Raw genomic sequence first — 18,383 nt, forward strand, 5'->3', positions numbered from 1 at the left:
GTTTCAATGCCTGTGTCACTGTTGCGAAAAGGACGAGCCATGGACTTTGACTTAAGTCAGGAACAGCATTTGCTGATCGCCAGCGCCCAAGCTTTTGCGCGCAAAGAGCTGGCGCCAATGGCGGCAGACTGGGACCGCGACCATCACTTTCCAGTCGATATTATCCGCAAAGCCGCGGAGCAAGGCTTTCTTGGCCTGTACATAGATGAAGACAATGGCGGCCTCGGCCTGTCGCGCCTGTCATCCGCACTTATATTTGAGCAGCTGGCCGCAGGTTGCGTCGCCACCACCGCATTTATCAGTATCCACAACATGGCGACCTGGATGCTCGCCTCTTTTGCTGACCCTGCCTTGAAAGACCGGTGGCTGCCGGGTTTGATCAGCGGTGAACTGCTGGCCTCCTATTGCTTGACCGAGCCCGATGCTGGCTCTGACGCCGCCAATTTACGCACCCGTGCGAAGCGCGAGGGCGATGAGTACGTGCTCAATGGCAGCAAGTGCTTTATCTCCGGCGCCGGATCAACCGAAGTCCTTATCGTCATGGCCCGCACCGGTGACGAAGGCGCCAAAGGCATTTCATGCTTTTTAATCCCGGCCAACACCGACGGCATTACTTACGGGCGTAATGAACTGAAAATGGGCTGGTGCGCACAACCGACCCGCACCATCACCTTCGCCAACGTGCGTATACCGGCAGGCAATCGCATCGGTCCAGAGGGCCAAGGCTTTGTTTACGCCATGAAAGGCCTCGATGGTGGCCGCATCAATATCGCAAGCTGCTCATTAGGCGCAGCGCAAGCAGCGCTCGAGCAGTCGCTGCGCTATGTCGAAGAGCGCAAACAATTTGGCCAACAGTTGAGCGACTTTCAATCCGTGCAATTCAAGTTGGCCGACATGCTCACCGACCTTACAGCCAGCCGTCAGATGGTGCGCATGGCCGCCTACAAGCTGGATAGCCAGCACAGTGAGGCCAGCCTGTACTGCGCGATGGCCAAACGCTTCGCCACTGACCATTGCTTCACCCTCTGCAATGAGGCGCTGCAAATTCACGGCGGCTATGGTTACCTAAACGACTATCCGCTGGAACGCTGGGTGCGTGACAGCCGTGTGCATCAAATACTCGAAGGCACCAATGAAATCATGCGGGTCATTATTGCCCGCCGACTTTTGCAGCAAGATGGCATGCTTGATCGCCTACTGTGAAATGAAAAATCCGGAGTTTTTATGACGACAGCAGTGGAACCCTACAACCCCAGCGCATTTGACCTGACCCATAAACTCACGGTCGAAAAACACGCGCACACCGCGTTGATAACCATCAACCATCCCCCCGCCAACACCTGGGACCGCGAGTCCTTGATCGGTCTTAAGCAACTGGTCGAACACCTTAATCGCGATGACGACATTTATGCCTTGGTGATTACCGGACAGGGCGGCAAGTTTTTCTCTGCGGGTGCCGACCTCAAGCTGTTTGCCGATGGAGATAAAGCACGGGCTCGGGAAATGGCGCGCTTGTTTGGCCAGGCATTTGAAGCCCTGCGCGACTTTCGCGGCGTCTCGATTGCGGCCATCAATGGGTTTGCCATGGGCGGCGGCCTTGAGTGCGCCCTCGCCTGCGACATTCGGATTGCTGAAGAACAGGCCTTTATGGCGCTGCCAGAAGCCACTGTTGGTTTGCTGCCTTGTGCGGGCGGCACTCAGGCACTGCCCTGGCTGATTGGCGAAGGCTGGGCCAAGCGCATGATTCTCTGTGGTGAGCGCGTCGATGCCAGCACCGCCTTGCGCATCGGCCTGGTTGAACAAGTGGTTGAAACCGGTGAGGCGCGCAACCATGCCCTGCTCTTGGCGGCCAAGGTGGCGCGGCAAAGTCCAGTGGCGGTGCGCACCATCAAACCCTTGCTGCAAGGCGCACGCGAACGCAATCCCAATACCTGGTTGCCGGAAGAGCGTGAACGCTTTGTCGACCTGTTCGATGCCGATGACACCCGCGAAGGGGTTAATGCATTTCTCGAAAAGCGTGATCCGCAATGGCGTAATCGCTAAGCCCAGAATGGAAAGCTGATGAATCTTATATTTGAAGAAATTCCCAGCCTGCACGGCGTCAGCATTGGCGTCGCCACGCTCGATGCTGAAAAAAGCCTCAACGCGCTGACGCTGCCGATGATAGAAGCGCTTGATGCAAAGCTTGCCGCATGGGCGGACGACCCACAAATTGCCTGTGTATTGCTGCGCGGCAACGGCCCAAAAGCCTTCTGCGCCGGTGGCGATGTGGTGCAACTGGTGGAAGAGTGCCGTGCCCACCCCAACGAAGTGCCGCCATTGGCGCGACGTTTTTTCGCTGATGAATACCGCCTTGATTACCGAATACACACCTTCCCCAAACCTTTTATCTGCTGGGCCCACGGCCATGTCCTGGGCGGTGGAATGGGGCTAATGCAAGGTGCGAGCACCCGCATCGTCACGCCATCAAGTCGCTTGGGCATGCCTGAAATCAATATTGGCTTGTATCCAGATGTTGGCGGTAGCTGGTTTCTCGCAAGAATGCCGGGCGCACTCGGCGTATTCCTTGGTTTGACAGCAAGCAGCATGAATGCCCGTGACGCGCTGGACCTTGATCTGGCTGATCGGTTTATGCTCGACAGCCAGCAGGATGAACTGCTCGAGGGCTTGGTTCAGCTCAATTGGCAAGTCCAACCTGAAACGCAGTTGCACAGTTTGCTCAAAGCACTTGAGCAGCATGCACTGGGAGAATTGCCTGAGGCGCAGTGGCTGCCGCGTCGCACGCGGATTGATCAGCTACTCGACCATGCCGATCTGGTAGATGCCTACAACGCATTAGTTGAGTTGCAGAGCGATGATGACAAACTCATCGCCCGCGCCGCTAAAACACTGGCTAACGGCTGCCCCGTGACGGCGCATTTGGTCTGGGAGCAAATTGTCCGGGCCAAACACCTGTCATTGGCCCAAGTATTTCGCATGGAATACGCCATGAGCCTCAATTGCTGCCGCCACCCGGAGTTTGCCGAGGGCGTACGCGCGCGTCTGATCGACAAAGATCAAACACCGAAATGGCATTGGCCAGATGTAGCCAGCATCACCGAGGAAATTATCGCAGCCCACTTTGAGCCCGTCTGGCAAGGCGAGCACCCGCTGGCTGACCTCTAACTGAGCCTTTCACAGATAGGACAACAACAATGACAACTATCGCTTTTATCGGTCTTGGCAACATGGGGCTGCCGATGGCCCGCAATTTACTTCGCGCAGGCCACCTCTTACGCGTATTCGACCTGGTCGCAGACTCGGTAGCAGAGCTCGCCCGCGAGGGCGCCACCGCTGCGCAAAGCGCCCATGACGCTGTTATCGGTGCAGAAATAGTCATCAGCATGCTGCCCGCAAGCCGTCACGTTGAAGGCTTGTATCTGGGCGAGTCTGGATTGCTTGCCAGTTTGCAGGCCGGAACCTTGGTGCTGGAGTGCTCAACCATCGCCCCTGAGTCTGCGCGCAGCGTGCACCGAGCCGCCAAAGAGCGCGGTATCCACATGCTCGACGCTCCGGTTTCAGGCGGTACGGCAGGAGCGGCGGCAGGCACCCTGACCTTTATGATCGGCGGCGACCCAGCCTATGTTGCGCACGCCAGACCGATCTTCGAGTTAATGGGTAAAAACATCTTTCATGCCGGCCCCGATGGCGCTGGCCAAGTGGCCAAGGTGTGCAACAACCAAGTGCTTGCCGTGCAAATGATTGCCACTGCAGAAGCGATGGCCATGGGTGTTGCCAATGGGCTGGACCCTGCAACACTGGCCGAAATCATGCGCCAAAGCTCCGGCGGTAATTGGACCCTGGAAAAATACAATCCGTGGCCTGGGGTCATGGAAACTGCTCCAGCCAGCAAAGGCTACAGCGGCGGATTTATGGCTGAACTGATGGCCAAGGACCTCGGCCTTGCCCAGGAAACCGCGCAGCACTTTGGCAACAGCGCGCCGATGGGCGCACTGGCCTTGCAGCTCTACCGCATGCTGCTCAAACAGGGCAAAGGCAAGCAAGATTTCTCGATCATCCAGCAGCTGTTTATCGAGTAGGCGCGGCTAAACGGGTTGTGTGATTTGGCTACAGAACCCGTCAGCTCATATCCTTATATACTGTGCGACAACTCAGCCCATTCAAGCTGACTATTTGCCTCAGGGATGTGCTCGTGATCAACGCCTTCTTATTGCGCTACCGCTTTCGCTTGTTGTTTTTCAGCAGCATATTGCTCACTTGCGTCAGTGGTTGGCCTGCTCCGGCCCTCGCCTTGCAATGGATTGCCTTTTCACTGTTAGTGCTGTCCGCTGTGAACACTCTGCGCCACAAAGGTGTGTTGCTCAGAATTGCGCTGACCTTGGGCGTCGCGAACCTGGGCATACTATTTCTAGAACAATTTATGATCATCCCCGGCCCGCTCAGTGATGGCTTTGGCCTGATCGCCTTCTACCTACTGGTTGTCTACGCCCTTTTTAACCGAGTCATTCACGAACGGCCCGTAACCCAAGAGCTTCTCTACGGTCTACTCGCACTGTATTTGCAACTGGCACTGGCCTTCGCAGCTGCATACCACGTGATTAACGGCTTCGTGCCCAATGCTTTCTGGACTCAACATGGGCAGTTACAGCTGGATGATTTCGTCTACTACAGCCTGGTCACGCTAACCACAGTTGGCTACGGTGATATCCACGCACTTGCACCGGCAGCACGCCTGTTAGCGGGTGCCGAAGCCTTCGCCGGTGTGATGTTTATTGCCGTTGCTGTCGCCCGTACCTTGGTGCTGATGAGTGACAACGATCCTATCGATTAACCTGCACAGCTGAGCTTGCCGGCCAACCGAAACGCCCCGCTATCTACCGGGGCGTTTTGCTATGCCACGAGTGATGGACTTAGCGCTGCAAGCGCTGGCGATGCTGCTGGCGGCCATCATTGCGGTGCGCCTGAACAGATGACTGCTGACGCCGCTGCCCGGAGCGGTGGTCAGCCTGCCGACGGTCCGCCGAGTAAGAACGGTGCTGTTGCCGCGAGCCTTGCTGATGGCTCTGATGTTTGTTGCCCTGAACCTGATAATGGTGGTCGCGCTGATCGCGCCCCTGATGCAATTGACGGTCACCCCGATAGCGCGGCGAGCTGTAATACCTTGGCGCTGGCGCATAAATACGCTGCTGGTAGTAGCGCGGCTGCACATAAACCCGTGGCGCGGCATAACGGCGCTCAACATACACCGGAGCAGGCTGCGCCCGGTAATAGCCACCCGAATACGGGCTGCCCTGATAATAGCCACCGTTACCGCCATAGCCGTAGCTGTCGTCATACACGGCGCAGCCGCCCACCGACAGGCCCAGCAATAACGCACAAACCGATTTAATCGACATAGCTGCCTCACTCACTGCGCAACAATTAAGAAAAATCAGAAACTGAAAGCATGCGCAGTACGCTTTGAACTAAGACACCCCGGTTCGAATGTAAGTGCCACGCCTGTAACAAGCAGTCGCAATTACCACCCCTGCCAGCCCGCCAAATCGCCCTGCATCGCAGCACGCCAATCAATCCACGCACCAATGCGATGCAATAGGCTTTTCGAGCCCCATCCACCACGCCGATAAATCCCGTTCTAGAGGCTTCGAATCAACTGGCACGATGTTCGCTTTAGCTAAGTTGAAGCAGGACACCTCGCTGCTGTTTAAGGCATCGGGGACGCGGCTGACAATTTGCAAATAGCTGACTAGGGTTCCGGCTCACCGACAATTTCGATGAGTGGCTGGTCCGAGAGTTGGCGACCTCCAGTGAGGTTACACGGCGGGATAAAAGCCCGGGAGAACGCGCCTCATTTGAGGATCCGCCGCGAACTCCTGCCTGCCCAATTTCGAACTGGAGGTTCCACATGCGTACAACCCGTCTGTTCTCCCTACTGGCGGCTGCCTTAGCCGCCGCGATCAGCATCAACGCCCCTGCTGCCCAGAAAGACAACTTCAGTGTGTGCTGGACCATTTACGCTGGCTGGATGCCTTGGGAATACGCCAAGGCTCAGGGCATCGTCGACAAATGGGCGAAAAAATACGACATCAATATTGATGTGGTGCAGATCAACGACTACGTCGAATCCATCAATCAATACACCGCAGGCCAGTTTGACGGTTGCACCATGACCAACATGGATGCGCTGACCATTCCTGCGGCTGGCGGCGTTGACTCAACGGCGCTGATTATCGGCGATTTCTCCAACGGCAACGATGGTGTGGTGCTCAAGGGCAAGAATAAAACCCTCGCCGACCTTAAAGGCATGCCAGTCAATTTGGTTGAATTGTCGGTCTCGCACTATTTGCTGGCCCGTGGCCTAGAGCGCGCCAACCTCAGCGAGAAAGACCTCAAGGTGGTCAATACCTCAGACGCCGATATGGTGGCGGCCTTCCAGACCGATGACGTCAAAGCCGTCACCACCTGGAACCCGTTGCTGGCTGAGATTGAAGCCACCCCAAATGTCACCAAAGTCTTTGACTCGAGCAAGATCCCGGGCGAGATCATCGATTTGATGGTGGTTAACAGCGAAACCCTCAAAGACAACCCCAACTTCGGCAAAGCCCTGACCGGCGCTTGGTATGAAGTGATGGCGACCATGAGTGCCGACACCGCCGAAGGCAAGGCTGCGCGGGAAAGCATGGCTAAAGCCTCAGGCACTGATTTGGCAGGTTACGAGTCGCAGCTCGCCGCCACCAAGATGTTTTACAACGCCAGCGATGCCGTGGCATTCGCCAACAGCCCGAAACTGCCTGCAACCATGAGTAAAGTCGCCGAATTCTCGTTCAACCACGGTTTGCTGGGTGAAGGTGCACAAACTGCAGAAGCGGTCGGCATGAGCTTCGCCAAGGGCGTTAGCACCGGCGACAAGAGCAATATCAAACTGCGCTTCGACCCAAGCTACATGCAAATGGCAGCCGACAAGAGCCTTTAGGCCAATCACACCTGCGGCTCTTAGTGAGCCGCAGACGCCTCACTTTATGCGGGACGACTTAATGCGCTTAATCAACCGTCACCCTGATAGATCCGGTCGATTGATGCTGGTGCTACTGCCCTTTGCACTGCTGCTGTTCGCCTATTTTATCGGCTCTGCCAATCGCCTGGCTGAAAACCCAAATGACAAATTGCTGCCCAGCGCCACGCAAATGGTTGCTGCGGTTGATCGCCTGGCCTTTACCGAAGATAAACGCAGCGGCAACTACCTGTTCTGGCAAGACACTCTCTCTAGCTTGAAACGCCTGGGCATGGGTCTCGGTATCGCAGCAGTTGTCGGCCTGTGTCTAGGCATCGCGGCCGGTACGTTGCCACTATTCAGCGCGCCACTATCGCCCCTGCTCACGGTGCTGTCGATGGTGCCACCGCTGGCGATATTGCCGATCCTGTTTATCGTTTTTGGCTTGGGCGAGTTGTCCAAGGTGATGCTTATTGTTATCGGTATCACACCAGTGCTGGCCCGCGACCTTGAACAACGTGCCCGGGAAATCCCATCCGAGTTGCTGATCAAGGCGCAAACCCTGGGTGCCAATACCTGGACGCTAATGCTGCGAGTGGTGTTGCCGCACTTGCTGCCGCGCTTACTGATTGCCCTGCGTCTGGTGCTCGGCTCGGCCTGGCTGTTTTTGATTGCCGCCGAAGCCATCGCCAGCACTGATGGGCTTGGCTACCGCATCTTCCTGGTACGCCGGTATCTGGCCATGGATGTGATCGTGCCGTACGTGGTGTGGATCACCCTACTCGCCTGGCTGATGGACCTGGGGCTGCGGCAAACCGCACGCCTGGTGTTCCCGTGGTACGAAGGGGCCAAGGCATGACCCGGTCAAATCAAAGCAGCTTTATTGAAGTCAATAACGTCTGGCAGCAATACGCCGATCAAGTGGTGCTGGAACGCCTGAACCTGTCGATAAACGAAGGTGAATTTTGCACCTTGGTCGGCGCGTCCGGCTGCGGCAAATCGACCTTCCTGCGCTTGCTGCTGGGTCAAGAACGCCCGAGCAAAGGTCAAATCCTGCTCGCTGGCCAACCGCTGGCAGGTGAACCCGATGCCAGTCGTGGTGTGGTGTTCCAGCGCTATTCGGTGTTTCCGCACCTCAGCGTACTGGACAACGTAGCGATTGGCTTGGAGTTGCCCAAATCACCTGTGCTGGGCCGATTATTCGGCACCGCCAAGCGTGAAGCGCGCGAGCAAGCAGCCATGTTGCTGACCAAGGTGGGGCTGGGCCATGCCCTCGACAAGTACCCCAGCCAGCTTTCGGGCGGCATGCAGCAACGCCTGGCAATTGCTCAAGCCTTGATCATGAAGCCGCGCATATTGCTGCTTGACGAACCCTTCGGTGCACTCGACCCGGGTATTCGCAAAGACATGCACGGCCTGCTGCTGGAGCTGTGGAACGAAATCAAGCTGACCGTATTTATGGTCACCCACGACCTCTCTGAAGGCTTCAGTCTGGGCACCCGCCTGCTGGTGTTCGACAAGACCCGCATCGACCCCCATGCGCCGAATGCCTTTGGCGCGCGCATTACCTATGACATCCCACTTAACCACGAGCGCCGCGCCAACCGCGCCGCATTCGATGAGCTGCCCGCGCACGTTGCTGCCAGCCTGCAACCCGCTGTTTAAGGAGCTTCCGATGACTGCCTCATTAACCTTTCGGCCGACACTCTATGAAGAATTCATCCCCGGTGGCGGCCACACCTCCTTTGTTCTCAAGCGCGGGCAACTACTGCGCATCACCGACCTTGAAGGCAACGCCAATGCCAGCCTGATGCTGCTCAATGCCAATGAGAAAAGCGAGCGCCTGAGCCTGCCCGATTCACTCAAGGGTCAGCACACCGCCAAACTCACCAGCGGCCATTGCCTGTACTCGGACATGGGCCGGGTACTCGCGGCCATTACCGCCGACACCTGCGGCTGGCATGACAGCTTTGGCGGTGTGCTCAACGCTGAAGAAGTCGCGGAAAAATACGGTGAAGGCAGCTATCAAGCACTGCGCAACGGCTTCTATCGCAATGGCGTCGACAACCTGTTGGTCGAGATGGGCAAGTGGAATCTCAACCTGCAAGACCTGCTGATGTGCCTCAACCTGTTCAGCAAGGTCAGTGTCGACAGCGATGGCTGCTTCCATTTCGAAGCGGACAACTCGCACGCCGGTGACTACATCGAACTCTACGCACCGATGGATACCTTGGTGGTGCTCACCGCGTTGCAGCATCCGATGGACCCTAACCCGAGCTACGCCCCCAAGCCGCTGCAACTGAGCTGGCACAAGGTCGAAAGCGACGGCATCAGCGTGCTGTGCCGCTCCTCGCGTGAAGAAAATACGCGCGCCTTCCACAACACCGAACGTCTTTACATCTGAGGAGCGGCCCATGTCTGAGCAATTGATTCAAAGCGAAAAACACAGCGAGGCCGCCATCTTCCGCGCCCACATTGGGGCAGGCGAGCCGTTTATGACCGAGGTTAAAGCCGGGCAAACCCTGCGCCTGCTCGACCTTGAAGGTAACCAAGCGGTCGACACCTTGTTTTACAGCGCGCGTAATCCGCGTGAGCGCTATGACGTGCAGCGCACGTTGCGTAAACAAAACCGCGTCTACCTCACCACAGGCACCGTGCTCTATTCCAATCTTGGCCAGCCGATGCTGACCATCACCGCTGACACCTGCGGCCGTCACGACACCCTCGGGGGTGCCTGTGCACAGGAAAGCAACACCGTGCGCTACGCCCTCGACAAACGCTATATGCACAGTTGCCGCGATAACTTCCTGCGCGCCAGTCTGCACGACGGACGCCTGAACAAAGCCGACATCAGCGCCAACATCAACTTCTTTATGAATGTGCCGGTCACCCCGCAAGGCGGCCTGACCTTCGAAGACGGCATCTCTGCTGCCGGGAAATACGTCGAGTTGCGCGCCGAGATGGACATCATCGTATTGATCTCCAACTGCCCGCAGCTCAACAACCCGTGCAACGCCTACAACCCGACACCCGCTGAGGTATTGATATGGGACTGATCAACGCACGCTTGCGCCAGTGGCTATTTAATCTTTGCCAGAGCCGTTCGGGACAATGCTTGCACCAGCCGGACAAGCCCGCCCCGGCCAAGCCTGACTAAAGCATCATACAGACCTACACCAGACATTCAGCCGCGGACGACCGTGGCGCAGCTCAGCCACAGCGGGACGGCCCGCTGCCCTTTCGAGGGACGTAAAACATGTTCAATAAACTGCTGATCGCTAACCGCGGCGCCATTGCTTGCCGCATCTTGCGCACCTTGCGCACGCTCGGTGTGCAAGGCGTTGCCGTGTATGCCGAAGCCGACGCTGCCAGCCTGCATATTCAACAGGCCGATGAGGCCTTTAGTCTCGGTGACGGCCCGGCCGCCGACACCTATTTACAGGTGCAAAAAATTCTCGCCACAGCGCGCGAAACCGGCGCTAAGGCGATTCATCCGGGCTATGGCTTCCTCTCAGAAAACGCCGCATTCGCCGAAGCCTGTGAAGCTGCCGGTATTGCGTTTGTCGGGCCAACCCCTGAGCACCTGCGGATCTTTGGCCTCAAACACACCGCCCGCGCACTGGCTAAAGCGCAAGGCGTGCCCATGCTTGAAGGCACCGAGTTGCTGGAAAACCTCGACGCAGCGTTAAGCGCAGGTGCAAGCGTCGGCTACCCGGTGATGCTGAAAAGCACCGCCGGTGGCGGCGGCATCGGCATGCGTGTGTGCCGCGATGCCAACGAGCTGAATGAGGCTTTTGAGACGGTAAAACGCCTCGGCCAAAACAACTTCAGCGATTCCGGTGTATTTATCGAAAAGTACATCGAACATGCCCGTCACCTTGAGGTGCAAATCTTTGGCGACGGCCAAGGCGAAGTGCTCGCGCTTGGCGTGCGCGATTGCTCAGTGCAGCGGCGTAACCAGAAAGTCATCGAAGAAACCCCGGCGCCAAACCTGCCAACCGGTATGGACGAAGAACTTTGCGCAGCCGCCATCAAACTGGCGAAGGCCATCAACTACCGCAGCGCGGGCACTGTTGAGTTCGTCTACGACAGCCACGCCGAGCGCTTTTACTTTTTGGAGGTGAACACCCGCCTGCAAGTAGAACATGGCGTGACTGAGCAGGTTTGGGGCGTTGATCTGGTCAGCTGGATGATTGAACTGGCCGCTGGCGAACTGGCGCCACTAAGCCAACTTCAAGCGCAGCTAAACCCCAGCGGCCATGCAATGCAGGCACGGGTTTATGCCGAAGATCCGGGTCGTGACTTTCAACCAAGCCCGGGATTATTGACCAGTGTCCACTTCCCCGAAGCCGATGGCAAAGCGTTGCGCATCGACACTTGGGTTGAAGCCGGTTGTGAGATACCTGCGTACTTCGACCCGATGATCGCCAAGGTGATTTGCTGGGCAGACAACCGCGAAGCGGCGCGCGCAGCGCTAGCCCATGCCTTGGCTGAAACCACTCTGTACGGGGTGGAAAACAACCGCGACTATTTACGCCAAATCCTCAGTTACGCACCCTTCGCAGAGGGCAATCCATGGACCCGTTGCCTCGAAGGATTGCACTACCAAGCCGAAACCATCGAAGTCCTCAGCGCGGGCACGCAAACCAGCGTACAGGACTACCCCGGTCGCCTCGGCTACTGGGCCGTTGGTGTTCCACCCTCCGGGCCAATGGATGATCGAGCCCTGCGTCTAGGCAATCGCCTGCTGGGTAATCCGCAAGGTGCCGCGGCGCTGGAAATAACCATGAGCGGGCCGACGCTGCGCTTCAATACCGACGCAGTTATAGCCGTGACCGGTGCCGCCATTGCCTTGCAGCTCGATGGCATCGACCAGCCGCTGAACACGGCCATAAAAATCAATACAGGCAGCCTGCTCAGTATTGGCAGCATCAGTGGCGCCGGGGCACGCAGCTACCTGTGCCTGCGCGGCGGCCTGCAAGTGCCGGATTACCTGGGCAGCAAAAGCACCTTCACCCTCGGTCAGTTTGGCGGTCATGGTGGCCGCGCATTGCGCGCGGGTGATGTCTTGCATCTGGCCAAGCTGACCCAGGCAAGTAGCGGCGAAAGCTTGCCCGCTGCGCTGTGTAGCGAGCTGCCGGCCGTGCGCGAGATGCGGGTAATTTACGGCCCCCACGGCGCGCCTGAATACTTCAGCGAAGAGTACATCAAGATCTTTTTCAGCACGGCCTGGGAGGTCCATTTCAACTCCAGCCGCACCGGCGTACGGTTGATCGGCCCGAAACCGCAGTGGGTGCGTGAAAGCGGCGGCGAAGCCGGCTTGCACCCCTCGAATATTCACGACAACCCTTACGCCATTGGCGCGGTCGATTTTACCGGTGACATGCCGGTAATTCTCGGCCCAGACGGCCCGAGCCTTGGCGGTTTTGTTTGCCCGGTGACCATCATCGAAGCCGACCTGTGGCAACTCGGTCAGCTTAAAGCCGGTGATAAAGTCCGCTTCACCGCGGTCGATATCAACACCGCGCGGGCACTGGCGCAGTCACGCCTTAGCGAGCTCGATGCACTTGCAGCGCAAACCTATGCCACCTCCTTGAGCAATGCAGAAATCCCTGCTCTACATAGCGACTTGATCTCACCGATCGTGCTCGATCTGGGTCAGGACGACACCCGCCTGGTTGCCCGGCTTTCCGGCGACACCCATCTGCTGCTGGAAATCGGTGCACCTGAGCTGGACCTGGTCCTGCGCTTCAGAGCCCACGCATTGATGCAGGCACTGGAGAGCAAGGCACTGGACGGTGTTATCGACCTGACACCGGGCATTCGCTCGCTACAAGTCCACTACCAGCCAGAGACGCTGAGCCTCGAGGCTTTGTTGACCATTGTTGCGGGCGAGTGGGACGCTGTTTGCGCCAGCCAAAACCTAACGGTGCCGTCGCGCATTGTGCATTTGCCGCTGTCTTGGGACGATCCGGCATGCCAACTGGCAATCGAAAAATACATGACCACGGTGCGAAAAGACGCGCCTTGGTGCCCGAGCAATCTGGAGTTTATCCGCCGTATCAACGACCTCGAAAACCTGGACGAGGTGTACCGCACGGTGTTCGAGGCCAGCTATCTGGTAATGGGCCTTGGCGATGTGTACCTCGGGGCTCCGGTTGCCACCCCACTGGACCCGCGCCATCGTTTGGTCACCACCAAATACAACCCGGCGCGCACCTGGACCGCAGAGAACTCCGTGGGAATTGGCGGCGCCTATATGTGCGTGTACGGCATGGAAGGTCCCGGCGGTTACCAGTTTGTGGGGCGTACATTGCAGATGTGGAATCGCTACCGCGAAGTCGCTGCATTTGACGGTAAGCCGTGGCTGCTCCGGTTCTTTGACCAGATTCGTTTCTACCCGGTCAGCGCCGAAGATTTGCTGCAAATCCGCCGCGACTTCCCGCTCGGTCGCTTTGATTTGCGAATCGAACACAACGAATTGTCACTGGCTGACTATCAGCATTTTTTAACCGACGAAGCCGATGAAATTGCTGCATTTCGCAGCCAGCAACGGGGCGCCTTCGCCGCCGAACGCCAACGCTGGATCGACAGCGGCCAAGCGCACTTCGAAAGCGAAGAAGGGCCAGTCGAACTGCCGGAAGATGCGCCCCTGAGTGCCGGTCAGCATGCCATTGAAAGCCATATCGCCGGCAATCTCTGGCAGGTACAGGTCAGTGAAGGCAGCCGCGTCAGCGCCGGTGATGTGCTGGTGATTCTGGAGTCGATGAAGATGGAAATCCCATTACTGGCACCCCACGACGGCGTGATCAAAAGCATCAGCGTGCAACCCGGCTCTGCGATTCGAGCAGGCCAGCGGGTTGCGGTGCTCGAACAATAATCACTTATTTATTTGCACTCAGTTCGCCAGTTAATCCCTGTTGATACAGGCGACTGGCGAGCTGACCCAGCATGGGAACACTGACTTATGAACCATCAATTTGACCTACGCCTCAGCGCGCTAAACAGTGCCTACAAGAACCACACCCTGACGCCGCGTCAAGTCATCGGTGCGCTGCGTGAACAAGCGGCGGCGCTTAACCCCGAATTCAATTTGTTTATCCACCTGTTAACCGATGCGGAGCAAGAACCTTATCTGGCCGCGCTGGATGCCCGTTCACCGGATGAACTACCGCTGTATGGCGTGCCGTTCGCGATCAAGGACAATATCGATCTGGCCGGTATTGCAACCACCGCAGCCTGCCCTGCATTCGCATACACGCCGGAACACAGCGCCACAATCGTTGAGCAGTTAATTGCCTTGGGGGCTGTGCCCATGGGCAAGGCCAACCTCGACCAATTTGCCACGGGCCTCAACGGCACGCGATCTCCCTACGGTGAATGCCGCAACAGCGTGCACCCGGATTATCCGTCTGGCGGCTCCAGCGCCGGTTCATCGCTGGCAGTAGCTCTGGGGCTGGCAAGTTTTGCCTTGGGCACCGATACCGCAGGCTCCGGGCGCGTTCCGGCCGCGCTCAACAACCTGATCGGCCTCAAAGCCAGCAAAGGCTTGATCTCTACCGCCGGTGTTGTACCCGCCTGTCGCACCCTCGATTGCGTGACCTTTTTCACCGCCACAGCAGCCGAAGCCAGCCAGTTACTGGCCCTTACCGCCGTCCTGGACCCGCGTGATGAATACAGCCGCAGCAACCCGATGTGGAATGCGGCCACTGCCTTCGGCGCACCGCGCGCATTTCGTTTTGGCGTACCCAAGCAGCTGGAGTTTTTAGGCTGTAGCGAAAGCCCTGCACTGTTCGCTGCCACTATCGAGCAACTCAAAGCGCTGGGCGGTGAGCCGGTCGAAATCGACCTATCGCCGTTTCTCGAAGCCGCGCGCCTGCTGTATGAAGGCCCTTGGGTGGCAGAGCGTTACAGCGTCGCCGGGGAATTGATCGAAGCCCAAGCCGATGCGGTATTGCCGGTGATCCACGCGGTACTGGCCAAAGCACCGGGCACCACCGCAGTCGAGGCCTTCCGCTCGCAATATCGCCTGCAAGCGCTCAAGGCGATTTGCCAGCCAATCATGGACAGCGTTGATTGCATCCTCACGCCCGCGTATCCGCGGCCCGTCACCTTGGCTGAACTGCATGACGAGCCTGTCGCCCGCAACTCAGACCTCGGTTACTACACCAATTTTATGAACATGCTCGACTACGCAGCGGTCGCCGTGCCAGCCGGTTTTATGCGCAACGGTTTACCTTGGGGTGTGACGGTGTTCGGCCGCGCATTCACTGACCAATACCTGCTCAGCATCGCCAACGCCCTGCAGCACCAGCACAAGTTGCCGCTGTGTGGTGAGCGCAAGCATGAGTGCAGCCTGCCCACTCACCCGGCAGGCAATGACTTGGCTCGCGTGGTGGTTTGTGGCGCACACTTGCAAGGTTTCCCGCTCAACTGGCAGCTGCTCAAACGCGGCGCCAAGCTGCTTAAAGCGACGCACAGCTCAGCGGATTACCAACTCTACGCGCTCGCAGGGGGGCCACCGTTTCGCCCGGGCATGGTTCGGGTCAGTGAAGGCGGAGCAGCCATCGAAGTGGAGGTCTGGGAGCTTCCCAGCAGCGAACTGGGCTCATTCCTCTGTGGTATTCCCGCACCGCTTGGCTTAGGCAAAGTGCAGCTGGCGGACGGCAGTTGGGAAGTTGGTTTTATCTGCGAGCCGCAAGGCATCGAAGGCGCGAAGAATATTACTGAACTGGGTGGCTGGCGCGGGTATATGCAAAGCAAGGCGTGAAACCGCCTGTGATCCGCTGGGTCAGCTTTGCTTCGGCTAACGAATGATTATGCGCGATGGTTGGGGAAGGGCTTTATACTGCTGCAATCTTGCACACACTAGCCCTTCTCTGCCATGAATAACTCAGCGAGCATTTGTCCTCTGTGCGGCCAGCTCAACCAATGCGCGCAAGCAGGTGTGGCCGCGCCAGTGGCAAACTGTTGGTGCTTTGCCAAAAAGATTGCCCCTGAAATATTGGAAAAAATCCCGCCCGGTGTTGATCTGCGGTGTATTTGCCCAAATTGCGCAACGGGCGCCATCGACAACGCCAAGCAACCGGCAAGCACCAAGGACCACGAGTAAGGCGATGCGGCTCGACCGAATCCTCAGCAACCTGCCGCAGTTTAACCGTCAGGCTGTACGCCAGCTAATCGCCAGTGGCCAGGTACTGATTGACGGACAGTGCTGCCGCGACCCCCGCTTCGATGTCACGGTGTTCAACCGGGTTGAGTTGGATGGCCACGCCATTCAAGCCGGTAAACCGGCGCGCTACTTTATGCTCAACAAACCAATGGGCGTGGTCAGCGCGACCGAGCACCCGGCGCATAAAACCGTCATCGACCTGCTCAATGAGCCGGATAAGGCAGAGCTGCATCTGGCTGGACGCCTCGACCTCAACACCAGCGGCCTATTGCTTATCACCAATGACGGCCAATGGTCGCGCCGAGTGACTCAACCCGTCAGCAAGCAAGCCAAGGTGTATTGGGTCTCGACCGAACAGCCGATTGAAGCGCACTACGTCGATACCTTTGCAGCGGGTATGTACTTCGAGTTTGAAGACCTCACCACCCTGCCTGCCATGCTTGAAATTGTTGCCCCATACAATGCTCGTCTGTCGCTTTATGAAGGCCGATACCATCAGGTAAAGCGCATGTTTGGCCACTTTCAGAACAAAGTCATTGGCCTGCACCGTGAGCGCGTAGGCAATATAATGCTCGACCCGCAACTGGCACCCGGTGAATATCGCACGCTCACACCAGACGAAATCGCCAGCGTTTAGTCGGCCACGCATACACCACCACGAGCAGCCATCCGGCAGTCACCGATAAACGGCACTCAATCGCTGAAATAAATGCTTGTCAGTACTGAAAGCGACTGCTTAAATCGAATCACAAGGTGAAACGTGACTGACCAGTCACAATCACCATCTAAGCGTTCTCTTGGTTTCTTGCGCTCTGCGCAAATTGGGTTCCTGCCTGGTTACAAGACACCCTCCTCAGCATCCCACGCTGCGGGGCGGCTGCTCTATTTCAGCCCTTACCGATTGAAAAAAATAATCCAATAAAAATTCACGCCTGACATCGCTTTGTCACGTCCAGGCGTTTACCTACTGTCCTGCTCTAGCTCGGTTTACGCAATTGCGTACGCCATGATTTGGATTGCGCCAAGAGGAAACGACATGAAGCCACTTACAGCTGTCGTCGATGTTCACAGGACGTTAAAGGTTCACACGGAGTTCTATGCCAACCCAATGGCCCGCAAGACCATCATTCTGGTCAACGGCTCACTGGCGACTACCTCCTCATTCGCGCAAACGATTAAGTACCTGCAACCACAGTTCAATGTGGTGCTCTACGATCAGCCCTATGCCGGGCAATCAAAGGCGCATAACAGCAACCATCAGCCGATAAGCAAAGAAGATGAGGCCAGCGTATTGCTGGAGCTCATCGAACACTTTGAAGCCAATTACCTGATGTCGTTTTCCTGGGGTGGCGTGGCCGCCATGCTGGCACTGGCCAGGCGCCCTGAGCGGATCGAAAAGGCAATCATCAGCTCCTTCTCGCCACTGCTGAATGAGCCAATGCTCGATTACCTGGAAAAGGGCCTGATTTACCTCAAGGCGGTAGATCGCGACAGCATCAGCCACTTGGTAAACGACACCATAGGCAAGCATTTGCCTTCGCTGTTCAAGCGCTACAACTATCGCCACATCAGCCGACTCGACGAACATGAGTACCTGCAGATGCACGCGCACATCAACCAAGTCGTGCGCATGGAAGCTCATTGCCAGATGGAATACCTGGCGCGCATTGATGTGCCGCTGCTGTTCGTCAACGGTGAGAAAGATGAGTACACCACCGGGCAGGACGTGCGGGTGTTCGCTGACTATCTTGAAGATTGCCAGTTCGCGACCATCGAAGATGCCGGGCACTTCCTCGACATGGAACACAAAAGCGCCTGCCAGCAAAGCAAGGCCGTGCTCCTGAGCTTCTTGCAGCACAGCGAGCAGCGCAGCAACCGCTACCACCCACAACCTGCAGAAACCTTGCATGCCATTGCAGTCTGAGCCATGTAAACAACACCTCAGGCAACCTCTGAAAAAACACCTGGATTGTTTTTTCAGAGGTTGCCCAACCACAAACTACAGAAATAACGATGAGTGCCGCTTCAATTCCTTGCGAACATCTGGTACAAAGTCACCCGCAAATGCGGGCGTCGTATAATGGTATTACTCCAGCTTCCCAAGCTGATCACGCGGGTTCGATTCCCGCCGCCCGCTCCAGAATTGTTCAAGCTAAAGCCCCGTTAATGCGGGGCTTTTTCGTTTCCGGGATTTGAAGCCTTGCGGCATCAGTAGCCCCT

The 18,383-nt window shown here is 57.3% G+C and carries 16 protein-coding genes, 1 tRNA gene and 1 riboswitch; of the genes, 16 read left to right on the forward strand and 1 reads right to left on the reverse strand.

Annotated features, from left to right (window positions below):
* The first annotated feature begins 39 nt into the window (after window positions 1–39).
* From AACY09_RS10230 to AACY09_RS10250, 5 genes are all read left to right on the forward strand, one after another.
* The gene (locus tag AACY09_RS10230) at window positions 40–1,203 is read left to right on the forward strand and encodes an isobutyryl-CoA dehydrogenase (protein ID WP_339487670.1); all 1,164 of its coding nucleotides are present in this window, start codon (window positions 40–42) and stop codon (window positions 1,201–1,203) included.
* Between the two features lie 21 nt (window positions 1,204–1,224).
* Window positions 1,225–2,043 (forward strand): enoyl-CoA hydratase, encoded by an 819-nt coding sequence (locus tag AACY09_RS10235; protein ID WP_339487672.1) that lies wholly within the window; start codon window positions 1,225–1,227, stop codon window positions 2,041–2,043.
* An 18-nt stretch (window positions 2,044–2,061) separates the two neighbouring features.
* A complete protein-coding gene (locus AACY09_RS10240) occupies window positions 2,062–3,165 on the forward strand; it encodes an enoyl-CoA hydratase/isomerase family protein (RefSeq protein WP_339487674.1) in 1,104 nt (367 codons plus the stop codon).
* 29 nt (window positions 3,166–3,194) lie between these two features.
* Complete coding sequence (gene mmsB / locus AACY09_RS10245) at window positions 3,195–4,079, forward strand: 3-hydroxyisobutyrate dehydrogenase (RefSeq protein ID WP_339487676.1); 885 nt, start codon at window positions 3,195–3,197, stop codon at window positions 4,077–4,079.
* Between the two features lie 113 nt (window positions 4,080–4,192).
* Entirely contained in the window at window positions 4,193–4,831 is a 639-nt protein-coding gene (locus AACY09_RS10250; RefSeq protein ID WP_339487678.1) for an ion channel, read from the forward strand.
* A 79-nt stretch (window positions 4,832–4,910) separates the two neighbouring features.
* On the opposite strand, the gene AACY09_RS10255 is transcribed toward AACY09_RS10250, so the two are convergent.
* Entirely contained in the window at window positions 4,911–5,396 is a 486-nt protein-coding gene (locus AACY09_RS10255) for a hypothetical protein (RefSeq protein WP_339487680.1), read from the reverse strand.
* A 339-nt stretch (window positions 5,397–5,735) separates the two neighbouring features.
* A riboswitch (guanidine-I (ykkC/yxkD leader) is annotated at window positions 5,736–5,842 on the forward strand.
* Between the two features lie 63 nt (window positions 5,843–5,905).
* Here AACY09_RS10255 and AACY09_RS10260 point away from each other — a divergent pair.
* From AACY09_RS10260 to AACY09_RS10310, 11 genes are all read left to right on the forward strand, one after another.
* Entirely contained in the window at window positions 5,906–6,973 is a 1,068-nt protein-coding gene (locus tag AACY09_RS10260; protein WP_339487682.1) for a putative urea ABC transporter substrate-binding protein, read from the forward strand.
* A gap of 61 nt (window positions 6,974–7,034) precedes the next feature.
* Window positions 7,035–7,850: an ABC transporter permease gene (locus tag AACY09_RS10265; protein WP_339487685.1), complete on the forward strand. Its 816-nt coding sequence runs from the start codon at window positions 7,035–7,037 to the stop codon at window positions 7,848–7,850.
* On the forward strand, window positions 7,847–8,656 hold the full coding sequence (locus tag AACY09_RS10270) for an ABC transporter ATP-binding protein (protein WP_339487686.1): 810 nt from the start codon (window positions 7,847–7,849) through the stop codon (window positions 8,654–8,656). Before AACY09_RS10265 ends, AACY09_RS10270 begins: the two co-directional genes overlap by 4 nt.
* A 10-nt stretch (window positions 8,657–8,666) precedes the next feature.
* Window positions 8,667–9,395 (forward strand): urea amidolyase associated protein UAAP1, encoded by a 729-nt coding sequence (locus AACY09_RS10275; RefSeq protein WP_339487688.1) that lies wholly within the window; start codon window positions 8,667–8,669, stop codon window positions 9,393–9,395.
* 10 nt (window positions 9,396–9,405) lie between these two features.
* Window positions 9,406–10,047 carry an urea amidolyase associated protein UAAP2 gene (locus AACY09_RS10280; protein WP_339487690.1) on the forward strand — a complete coding sequence of 214 codons (642 nt, stop codon included), beginning with the start codon at window positions 9,406–9,408 and terminating at the stop codon, window positions 10,045–10,047.
* A 200-nt stretch (window positions 10,048–10,247) separates the two neighbouring features.
* The gene (gene uca / locus AACY09_RS10285; RefSeq protein WP_339487692.1) at window positions 10,248–13,871 is read left to right on the forward strand and encodes an urea carboxylase; all 3,624 of its coding nucleotides are present in this window, start codon (window positions 10,248–10,250) and stop codon (window positions 13,869–13,871) included.
* An 87-nt stretch (window positions 13,872–13,958) separates the two neighbouring features.
* Entirely contained in the window at window positions 13,959–15,761 is a 1,803-nt protein-coding gene (gene atzF, locus AACY09_RS10290) for an allophanate hydrolase (RefSeq protein ID WP_339487695.1), read from the forward strand.
* A 114-nt stretch (window positions 15,762–15,875) separates the two neighbouring features.
* Complete coding sequence (locus AACY09_RS10295; RefSeq protein ID WP_339487697.1) at window positions 15,876–16,103, forward strand: cysteine-rich CWC family protein; 228 nt, start codon at window positions 15,876–15,878, stop codon at window positions 16,101–16,103.
* A 4-nt stretch (window positions 16,104–16,107) separates the two neighbouring features.
* Window positions 16,108–16,800, forward strand: coding sequence for a 16S rRNA pseudouridine(516) synthase (locus tag AACY09_RS10300; RefSeq protein ID WP_339487699.1), 693 nt, complete (start codon window positions 16,108–16,110; stop codon window positions 16,798–16,800).
* 399 nt (window positions 16,801–17,199) lie between these two features.
* On the forward strand, window positions 17,200–18,087 hold the full coding sequence (locus tag AACY09_RS10305) for an alpha/beta fold hydrolase (RefSeq protein WP_339487701.1): 888 nt from the start codon (window positions 17,200–17,202) through the stop codon (window positions 18,085–18,087).
* Between the two features lie 142 nt (window positions 18,088–18,229).
* Window positions 18,230–18,303: transfer RNA gene (locus AACY09_RS10310), tRNA-Gly, on the forward strand.
* The last annotated feature ends 80 nt before the right edge of the window (window positions 18,304–18,383 follow it).

The organism is Pseudomonas sp. EL_65y_Pfl2_R95 (assembly GCF_963971045.1).
GTDB lineage: Bacteria > Pseudomonadota > Gammaproteobacteria > Pseudomonadales > Pseudomonadaceae > Aquipseudomonas.